This is a genomic window from Campylobacter sp. BCW_6460 (assembly GCF_001762705.1).
GTDB classification, from domain to species: domain Bacteria; phylum Campylobacterota; class Campylobacteria; order Campylobacterales; family Campylobacteraceae; genus Campylobacter_D; species Campylobacter_D jejuni.
The window spans coordinates 1-9,624 of sequence record NZ_MJXI01000028.1; the positions used below are offsets into that span (position 1 = coordinate 1).

Annotated in this window: 10 protein-coding genes and 1 pseudogene; all 11 read right to left on the reverse strand. The window is 30.3% G+C overall.

The annotated features are described in order from the left end of the window. A pseudogene (locus AJ881_RS05085) lies at positions 1–527 on the reverse strand (motility associated factor glycosyltransferase family protein); the annotation flags it as partial. Next, the gene (gene ptmA / locus AJ881_RS05090; protein WP_070273969.1) at positions 527–1,297 is read right to left on the reverse strand and encodes a flagellin modification protein PtmA; all 771 of its coding nucleotides are present in this window, start codon (positions 1,295–1,297) and stop codon (positions 527–529) included. The gene ptmA and the pseudogene AJ881_RS05085, both read right to left, overlap by 1 nt. After that, positions 1,297–2,004, reverse strand: a complete 708-nt coding sequence (gene legF, locus AJ881_RS05095; RefSeq protein ID WP_070273970.1) for a CMP-N,N'-diacetyllegionaminic acid synthase — start codon at positions 2,002–2,004, stop codon at positions 1,297–1,299. The genes ptmA and legF overlap by 1 nt, the downstream gene beginning before the upstream one ends. Continuing rightward, positions 1,997–2,902: an L-glutamine-D-fructose-6-phosphate isomerase subunit gene (ptmF, locus tag AJ881_RS05100; protein ID WP_070282547.1), complete on the reverse strand. Its 906-nt coding sequence runs from the start codon at positions 2,900–2,902 to the stop codon at positions 1,997–1,999. Before ptmF ends, legF begins: the two co-directional genes overlap by 8 nt. Then, on the reverse strand, positions 2,899–3,924 hold the full coding sequence (locus AJ881_RS05105) for a nucleotidyltransferase family protein (protein ID WP_070282545.1): 1,026 nt from the start codon (positions 3,922–3,924) through the stop codon (positions 2,899–2,901). The genes ptmF and AJ881_RS05105 overlap by 4 nt, the downstream gene beginning before the upstream one ends. Positions 3,925–3,932: 8 nt before the next feature. Next, positions 3,933–5,087 carry a GDP-N,N'-diacetylbacillosamine 2-epimerase (hydrolyzing) gene (legG, locus tag AJ881_RS05110; protein ID WP_070282543.1) on the reverse strand — a complete coding sequence of 385 codons (1,155 nt, stop codon included), beginning with the start codon at positions 5,085–5,087 and terminating at the stop codon, positions 3,933–3,935. Beyond that, positions 5,080–6,084 carry a N,N'-diacetyllegionaminate synthase gene (legI, locus tag AJ881_RS05115; RefSeq protein ID WP_070273974.1) on the reverse strand — a complete coding sequence of 335 codons (1,005 nt, stop codon included), beginning with the start codon at positions 6,082–6,084 and terminating at the stop codon, positions 5,080–5,082. Before legI ends, legG begins: the two co-directional genes overlap by 8 nt. A gap of 39 nt (positions 6,085–6,123) precedes the next feature. Then, on the reverse strand, positions 6,124–6,798 hold the full coding sequence (locus AJ881_RS05120) for a methyltransferase domain-containing protein (RefSeq protein ID WP_070282541.1): 675 nt from the start codon (positions 6,796–6,798) through the stop codon (positions 6,124–6,126). A 17-nt stretch (positions 6,799–6,815) separates the two neighbouring features. Next, positions 6,816–7,937 (reverse strand): N-acetyl sugar amidotransferase, encoded by a 1,122-nt coding sequence (locus AJ881_RS05125; RefSeq protein WP_002920613.1) that lies wholly within the window; start codon positions 7,935–7,937, stop codon positions 6,816–6,818. Positions 7,938–7,967: 30 nt separating this feature from the next. Continuing rightward, a complete protein-coding gene (locus tag AJ881_RS05130) occupies positions 7,968–8,933 on the reverse strand; it encodes a hypothetical protein (RefSeq protein ID WP_052785200.1) in 966 nt (321 codons plus the stop codon). Continuing rightward, on the reverse strand, positions 8,926–9,624 hold a 699-nt coding region (locus AJ881_RS05135), incomplete at its 5' end, for a class I SAM-dependent methyltransferase (RefSeq protein WP_070282538.1). The genes AJ881_RS05130 and AJ881_RS05135, both read right to left, overlap by 8 nt.

Below are 9,624 nucleotides of genomic sequence, written 5' to 3' on the forward strand. Positions count from 1 at the left end.
TCATGAAATCTTTCATAATAATTACTCATCAGTTCTAAAAAATAAATTCTAGAAAATTGAAAGAAAGGCTTAGAAGAACAAAGTTCAACATAATCCTGAATTTGTAATTTATCATTTTCTAAAATCATCAATCTTGAATTTTGCAATTCATTTGAAAAATCTAAGATATGAAACATGACCCAAATGATTTCTATATCTTTTTCAAAAACAACAATATGTTGATGATTTTTATTTTGTAATAAAGCTTTAAATAAAATTCCATTTCCAAAACCATAAAAATACAATACAGGATAAAGTAGGTATTTGTCATTATAGGTGTTTAACATAGTGTTTAATTCATCAATAACATTTCCATAAAGAAAAGTATTATCATTCGTATCTTTTAAATTTATATCTAGATTATCTTTACCTAAGATAAGTTCAAATTTACTAGACTTGATTTCTTTTAAACTTTCTTTTAAAAGAATATTACCTAAAGCTTCAATGTTATTATTAAAGAGTTCTTTTTGAGTAGAGGTGAAGGTCATCATAATCCCCATCCATCATCTACTACTAAAGTTTGCCCTGTGATAAATTTACTCTCATCGCTAAGTAAAAATACCAAAGTTCCACATATATCATCTGCATCTAACATGCCTTTACTCGCACAACATTTTCTATAAGCTTTTAAAAAAAGTTCGTTTTGATTGTCTAAAATCCCCCCACTTGCTAGGGTATTAACACGTATGTTTTGATTAAAAAGCTCTTTGGCTAGCCAAGCACCCATGTGGTTAATCCCTGCTTTTATCACGCTATATTCTAAAGAGCTTTGCATAGAAGTGCCCTCATAGTTTTCAAATTTTGGCGCATAAACTCCCATGATGGAGCTAAGATTGATGATATTGCCATGGCCTTGTTTTTTAAAAAATTTCACAAATTCTTGAGCTGCCAGCATAAAACCTGCTAAATGTAAATTTAAACTTTCACAAATTTGTTCGTATTTGAGTTCATAATAAGGCGTTTTACCCCAATCTTTACCAAAAGGATAACTTGAATTGACAAAAGCATCGATTTTACCGTATCTTGCATGACTTTTTTCAAGGGCAGTTTGCAAACTTTCTTGTTTGGTGATGTCAAGTTCTAAGCTTAAAAGTTTTGTTTTAAAATTTGTTTCTAAATTTTCTCGCAGTTCTTTTAAGCGTTCTTTGTTAATATCTGCAAGTATCACTGTGCCTTTATTAAGAAGTATTTTTTTGCAAAGTGCCTTGCCTATGCGTCCACAAGCTCCTGCTACAAAGATGATTTTATTTTCAAGCATTAAAAATCCTTTGGAGATAAATTTTTTAAAGAGATTAAAAACTCTACGATTTTAAAATCAAGTTCGCTATCGATATCAAAAGCCGTGCTTTCATCCATCACAAAAAGCCCTGTTTTTTCTCCAAAAATACTATCATTTTCTAAAAGATAATCCCTTTTAAAGATATAAATACTAGCGTTCATATCGTAGCATTTTGGGGCGCTTTGGCGGATGGTAAAATTTCCTTCTTTGGATTTTACCACCTTGTTATTTTGTATTTCTACGAGGTTAAAATAAGGATTGCGTCTAGCTGGAACTGCGGTAATGAGATTGGAATTATCATTTTTAACAAAACTCTCATAAGCTTTTTTTATATCAAGGCTTGAGCGAAGCGGGGCTGAAGCGTCTAAGTCTATGAGAGTTTCAAAACGCGTTTTAAAATGCTCTTCACTTCTTAGCAAAGCATCACGCATGACAGGAAGTTTTGCGGCCTGATCATTGGCAAGATGGGCTTCTCTTTTAAAAAAAACTTCAGCACCGTATTTTTGAGCTACACTTGCGATTTCATCGCTATCGGTGCTTATGACTATGTGTTTAAAAAGTTTTGAATTTTGAGCTTGTATGATGCTATAAGCTATCATTTCAAGTTCGTTAATCTTTCTAATATTTTTGTTTTTAACGCCTTTACTTCCACCTCTAGCACAAATGGTGCATAAAATTTCAGCCATTTTTTTTCCTTACTTCATCACAAACTTCAAGTACTTTTAAAGCTTGCTTAAGATCGCAAAGTTCTTTATCTTTTTCAAGGATTGCTTGATGTAAATTTTGAAGGGTTTTTATCGTATCGTTTTCAAAATTTAAGATTTTTTGACTTTGATCTTTGTGATAAATTTCGATTTTATTGTTTATTAAATCGGCTTTAAAGCTTTTTTCTAAAGTGTGAATGGTAATTTCTCTTTTGTTAAATTTAGAAAAATAGTCTAATTCTATATGAATTTTAGCTTCTTGTGAATTTTTTAAAGCCAAAAAGGCAAAATCATCGCTTGTTATGTCAAGCTCTGAAATTTTAGCATTTTGGGAGTATATAAGCTCTAAGTTTCCAAAAAGAAAAAAGGCTAGATCGATTTCATGGGAAAGATCGAGTAAAACCCCACCACCTAGCTCTTTTTTAGCGCTGTAATTTTGCTTGTAGTCTAAAGTTCTCCAATGGGGCAAATAAGAATTACAAACCAAACTAGCAAAATAAATTTTTTCCTCTTTTAAAAGCTTTTTTAAAGCCACAATCACAGGATGAAAACGTAGTAAATACGCCACATAAATGTGATTTTTTGAGCTTGTGAAATTTTTCACCTTTTCAAATAAAGGTTTTTCTACGAGTATGATTTTATCTTTTACAAGCTCATTTAAAGTTTTTAAGGTATTAAAATGCTCTGTAGTGATATTTGCAATGATAAAAAGATCAAATTCATTTAAATCACATTCTTTTAAAGAGCGATAAATTGGAGTTTTTTCAAACTCTTCTTTTTTAGCACTTAAAGAAAGCAAACTTACTTCATACTTTAAATTTTTTAAGGCTAAAAAATGCTTTTTTCCTATGCTTCCAAGGCCTATGATTAAGATTTTCATTTAAAATCCTCATTGGCTTTTAAAAACTCATCTGGCCTTCCAATGTCAATCCAATAATCATTGATGATATAGGTATTTACCTTGCCTTTTTGTAGAGCGAGTTTGATGAGTTCTGGCATATCTAGGTATTCGTTTTTAGTAATTAAATTTAAAATTTCATTTTCAAGTACATAAATTCCTGCACTTACTAGAAATTTTTGAGTAGGTTTTTCTTCTATATTTTCTATAAAACCTTGCTTTTGAGTGATCACTCCATAAGGAATTTGTTGCTCAAACTCACGCACGCAAACGCTCATTAAAGCTTTTGATTTTTTATGCGCTTTTAAAAGATCATTAAAATCAAGCTCGGTTAAAATGTCTGCATTCATAACGATAAAACTTTCTTTAAATTCTTGTTTTATAAGGCTTAAAGCCCCTGCTGTGCCTAGTTTTTTACGCTCTTTAATATAAGAAATTTTAACCCCAAATTTTTGCCCTTTTTGAAAATAATCCTCTATGATTTGTTTTTTATAATTCACACAAAAGATAAAATTTTCAAAATTTTGATTTTTAAGTCTTTGGACTATGCTTTCTAAAATAGGCTTTTTACCCACTTTTAACATAGGTTTTGGAGTATCTTTAGTCAGCTCTTTTAAGCGAGAGCCTAAGCCTCCAGCCATGATGACAATGGAGTTTGGATTGGTTTTTAAAAGCGATGAGATAGATTTTATGGAAAGAATTTGCCCTTTTTCATCTAAAACAGGAAAATCATAAATATCGGTTTTAGCAGAAAGTTTTAAAAGCTCTTCTTTGCTTGTATTTTCTTTTATGGTGATGGGATTTTTAGTGTAAATATCCTTGATGCTATCTTTTAAAGTTTTGCCACCAATTAAAGCTTTTCTGATGTTTGAATCACTAATTACTCCTAAAAATTTATTTTTTTTATCAACTATAATGCCTAGTCTAACGCGTTCTTTTCCGACTATTTTTAAAGCTTCTTCTATGCTTGAATCAGGGGTGAGTTTGAGTTTGTTTATATCCATACTAAGCCTTATAAATCGATGAAATTTTTATGTAAAATTGTATCTAAATTTACATTTTTTAGGCAAGTTTTTATGATTTTATTGGGATTTTTATCATTATCATAAGGGTTTTTAAAATTTTTTAATCTTTGCTTAAATTCTTTACTTTCTAATTTTTCAAAAGCTTGATCAATATCATTAATTTCGCAATCAATGATATTTTGAGTTCTTAAACGTCCTTTTTGTCTATCGCCTATATTAATACAAGGAGTTTTAAAAAAGGGACTTTCGCTAATACCACTTGAAGAATTGCCTATCATGGCCTTGGCTATTTTCATAAGACTTAGGTATTTTTGTGAGCCAAGATTGTCAAAAAGTTTAGCCTTGTGTGAGTTTTTTTGGCAGTAATTTTGCAAAATTTCATTGATTAAAAGTCCATTTTCATCAGCATTTGCTTTGGTAAAAATCAAACTTGCGTTTTTAAGGGTGTCAAGTTTTTTAAGCAAGGTTTTAATCTCTTTTTGAGTGTTTTTTACATTTAGGGTTAAAGGATGATAAGTGATTAAGTAAAGTTCTTTATCTAGTTTCATTTCTAAGGCTTTTTCTAAGTCTTTTTTGCTTAAAAAATTCATATTTTTTATGATAGTAGAAGCTAAAGAGCCTATATTAAAAACCCTTTTTTCTTCTTCTCCAAGTTGTAAAAGCCTTTTTTTATAAATTTCATGACTTACAAAATGTAAATGTGACATTTTTGAAATGCTGTGTCTTATACTATCATCAATAGCCCCTAAAGTAAGCTCCCCGCCACATAAATGCACTAAAGGTATGTGCATCAAAAGACACACACTTGCTACGCTAAGCATTTCATAACGATCGCCTAAAATGACCACCATATCAGGTTTTAAGTCTTCAAAAGCATCACTAAAAGCACTAAAAGCTAAACTCATACTTTTACAAAGGCTTATTTTATCATCATTTGCAAGTAGGATAGGAATTTTCTTAGTGATTTTAAATTCTTTTTCTATTTCTTTATAAGTGAGTCCAAACTCAGGGCTTAAATGCGCTCCTGTAGCGATGATTTGAAGGCTTAAATCTTTATCGTTTTGAATTTCATGACATAAATTTCTTAAAAGATACCATTCAGCCCTTGTTGCACTGACTATACAAATTTTTCTTTTACTCACGGATAAGCTCATCTTCTTTGTAGTTTTTAGTAGCAATCTTACCCAAAAACTCTTCATATCTCATAGCACTTATACCATTTGCGGGGCGTTTGGTAGTAAGATTTCCTTCGCTAAAAATTTCTCCTTTTTTGATGTCTTTTTTGGCCACTAAACTTTTTCTTACTATGTTGATATTTTTTTGTTCGCTTTTACTTGCTTTTTTTATGCCATCACCCATAGCCTTTTGTATTTGTCTTATTTGAGTGCAAAGCGTTTTTAGTTCATGAGGTTCTAGGCTTGCTTTATGATCAGGCCCTGACATATTTTTGTCTAGAGTAAAATGCTTTTCTATCACACAAGCTCCTAAGGCAACCGCAGCTAGGGAGATGTGTATGCCTTGAGTGTGATCAGAATAACCCACATCAAGCTTAAAAGCATCTTTTAAGCTTTGCATGGCTTTAAGATTGACCTCGTCAAAAGGGGCAGGGTATTCTGTAGTGCAGTGTAAAAGAGTGATATTTTGGCGTTTAGTACCGTTTTTGCAAAGTACATTTAAAGCTTCTTCTATCTCGCCTAAATTTGCCATACCTGTTGAAAGTATGATTTTTTTATTAAGTTTTGCAATTTTTTTAAGATAGGGTAGATTGGTAATTTCTCCGCTTGGAATTTTAAAGATTTTTAAACCTAACTCATCTAAAAGATCTACGCTTTCAAGATCAAAAGGAGTAGAAAGAAAGGTGATATTGCATTTTTTTGCGTGTAAGATAAGTTCTTTATGAGCTTTAAGATCGAGTTCAAGTTTTTGCACCATTTGAACTTGGCTCTCATCCTTGGCTGTGGTTTTAAGCTGATAGGGTGCTTTTTTAGCCTTTGTGCTGATACAGTTTTTGGCTTTAAAACTTTGAAATTTAACAAAATCAGCCCCTGAGTTAGCTGCGATTTCTATTAACTTTTTAGCTAAATTTAAATCGCCATTGTGATTGACTCCTGCTTCTGCGATGATTAAAGTTTTTTTCATAGTTTTGCCTTTATTTTGCCTTAAAATAAAGGCAAAAATTTATTTTTTAATACCTATATAAATATAATGGTGTGCTGATCCTTCAAAATTATAAAAATTAATAGGATCATAATCTCCTAGAAATAAAGTTTCAAAAGGTTGAAAAAGATTTTCTAGATCTTCGGCTTTATCCATGAAATGTATAAAGCTTGTTTCATTTAATCTTCCATTAATTTCAACTTTACTCAAGCCATTTTTTTCTTCTTTTTGACTGTGGGAAAAATAATAATTTTTCTTGCTCATCATTGTAGCAAAAAGTATTCCACCTGTGTTTAAAAGTTCGTAAAATTCTAAAATATTTTGTTTAAGTTCTTTTAGGGGTATGTAGTAAAGACTTTGATTTGCAAAGATAATATCCATATTTTCATCAAAAAGTCCTTTGATGCTAGAATTTGGTTCTATAATTTTACAATATCCCCCCCCCCTAATATTTTGCTCCCAAATTTCTTTTAAACTTGGAACTATATCTATTCCGAAGGTTTTGAACCCTTTGCTTTGGAAATACGCTGAATGTACACCATTGCCACAACCAAAATCAAGTAAATTTCCATTTATTTTATTTAGTTTGTATTTTAAAATTCTTTCATAAAAACGTACTACATGACCATCTGGAAAAAGTAATCCGTATCCATTTTCATTATATTTCATTGTATAAGTTTCTAATGAGTTTTGCATTTCTTTCCTTTATATTTTTATTGTAATTTATTTTTTAATTTAAATTCTCCAAAATCATTTTTATAAAATAAATCCATATTGTAGTGTTTTTCTACTATTTTCCAAAATGTGGTTTTGCTAATACCTATGAAGTTGCAAAAATCTTCAACACATTTATTGTCAAGCTTATGATCTCTTTTTTGCACGAGTTCAATGGCTTCTTTTCTGCTTAAAAGCCCATAGCGCACAAAACGAGCTGCATAATCACTTGCCATAGCATGACCAAATTTGGGATATTTCATCCAAGCGTGTAGGATATAGCCTATACTATCAACTTGATCAAAATTTTCTGCACAATGACTTCTATCCCACTCATCTTGCAAATCGCTAAATCCACGACTTTTAGCAAAGATATAATTTGAGTAAGAATTCCATTTTATAAAATAGCTCAGATAAATAGGATCAAGTTTATCGAGTTTATCTTTGCTTGGATTGAAAAAAAGTTGCAAATTTTCTTCTTTGATTTCATCGTCTATAAATTCATTTATATCTAAATCACTAGCTACACCATTTAAAAATATTTCTTTGGCGCTAGGAGTTTCTTCGGTATCACTACCTCCATATTCATAACTAACATTTTCTCCATAAACCAATAAAGGTGTATTAAATTTTAAAGCCATAGCAAAAGGATAGCTGTAAATCAGTCTATCAATAAACCAAGTGGGTTTTCCATATTTTTCAAAGGTTTTTAGCATAACTTTTTTTTGAGTTTTGATATCAGGTTTTAAGCTAATGATATGACAACCAAAAGTTTCACTTAAATTTTTAAGATTTTTCTTACCTGCTTCAGTCATGGTGAAATTATCTTCAACGCTAAAAAGAATAGGATTCATTCCAAGTTTTTCTTTCATGATATGCACTTGAAAATGCGAATCTTTACCTCCACTTACGGCAATAGCACAATCATATTCAAATTTTCCATTCATTCTGCGGTATTTATCGCATAAGGCTTCAAGCTCTTTAAATCTTGCTTTATAATCAATATTTTCTTTATTTTTATGATTAACACAAGCACTGCATATATTTTTGCCATTTTCATCTTTAAAAAATTTAAGTCCGGGTCTGGTATCTGGCATAACACAATAATCACAATATTTCATTTTTACTCCATATAAAGATTGTAAAAATAACTACCCCCCCCCATTGCGGTATTTGAGGAAAAAATTATTTTTATAATCTTTACAAAATTTTTTATAATTTAAAGCATCAAAAACTATCCCACCTATGTAAAAAAAGCTTTCAAGTGTTGAAAATTTTTGCTTAAAATAAAACAAATTATCATCATCCTTCACCCCACCGCCAAGTAGGATAAAATCAATATTTTTGTTTAAACAAAGTTCAAAAGAAAAATCAAGTAAAGCCGCATTGGCATTTTTTTCATTTTTATTTGCACTAAGATGATAGTAGGCAAATTTCTTACCTAAGAAAAAACTAGCATAGGCTAAAATTTCACCCCTATAACTTGCTTTTAAGATTAAGCTTTGTTTAAAATTAAAAAGCTCTTTAAAATAATCATCATCAAAAAAATAAAACTCACCTGCTTGATTTCTTCTCATGGTTTCATCGTAAAGTCTTTTAAAATCCTTAGCATCACTTGCCTTTGCCTTTGAAATTTCAAGTTCTTTTCTTGCTTTTTTCACATAAGTTTTTATTCTTGGACTATAATTGGCTCTGATTTGTTCTAAATTTTTATAGATTGGCACTATGACTATCTTTCTTTCTTTTAAGAAAAAATCAAGCTTTTTTTCATAAAAACTTAAATTTTTATCAAAAGGATGAAATCTTATAAAAAAAGCAACGATATTTTCCTTCAAAGCACGCTGTCTTAAATTCTCTAAAGCTCTCGTTAAAAAGGCTTTATCCATGCTATTGCTATAAATTCCACCATACCCATAAGGACTTTGCAAATCAAAAAAAGAAGTATTCTTTATACTTTTTTTATTGGCTACAATTTTTAAAAAATTTCCATTTTCTTTATAGACAAATTCAAAAACTTTTCCATAAAATTTTGCATATTCTTTTTGAAAATAAATGTCCTCGCCAAAATCATCACAAAAGAAATGATCATCTAATTTTTCAAGTAGAATTTTACTCATTTTCCAAAGCCTTGTTTTTGATAATCCCCCCCCCCATAGCTTCTGTAGAGCTTTTTTCACCTTCAAAGATTAAAATTTCTTCTTTGATACTTTGCTTATCCTTTAAGGTTTGGGTATAAAAATTGATACATTTTAATTCTTTATAAAGTTCTTTTAAGCTTTTTTCATCATCAAAACGCAAAGAACCCATTTTGATGTAAATTCCGTGATTTGGCTCGAAAAAATCTCCTTTGTCAGCTTCATATCCAAAAACTTGCTTGGATAAAGCACTAGAATAAAACTTGCCACCCTTTTTAAGTTTTCTAACGGCTTTTGTGAAAATATTTTTTGACTTTTCTCTATCGTTGCAACAAAGCGATGCCACATCTATAATGGCATCAAAACTATCATTTTTAAAACTATCTAATTTATCGATATAATCACCCAGTTCAATTTGCTTGATTTTATCACTTAAATTCTCATCTTTCATACGAGCTTTAAAACGCTCTAATCCTGTTTTGCTCCATTCTATACCACTTACACTAAAACCTTCTTTTGCACAAAACCATAAATTAGCTCCTGTTCCAAAACCAAGTTCTAAAATATTGATTTTACTTCTATCTTGCACATTATAAAAATTCCTTGCTATAAATCTTATAACATTTTCACTTGGATACTTGCCCCATTCTTTTTTAGAAAAAATTTGTTCCCA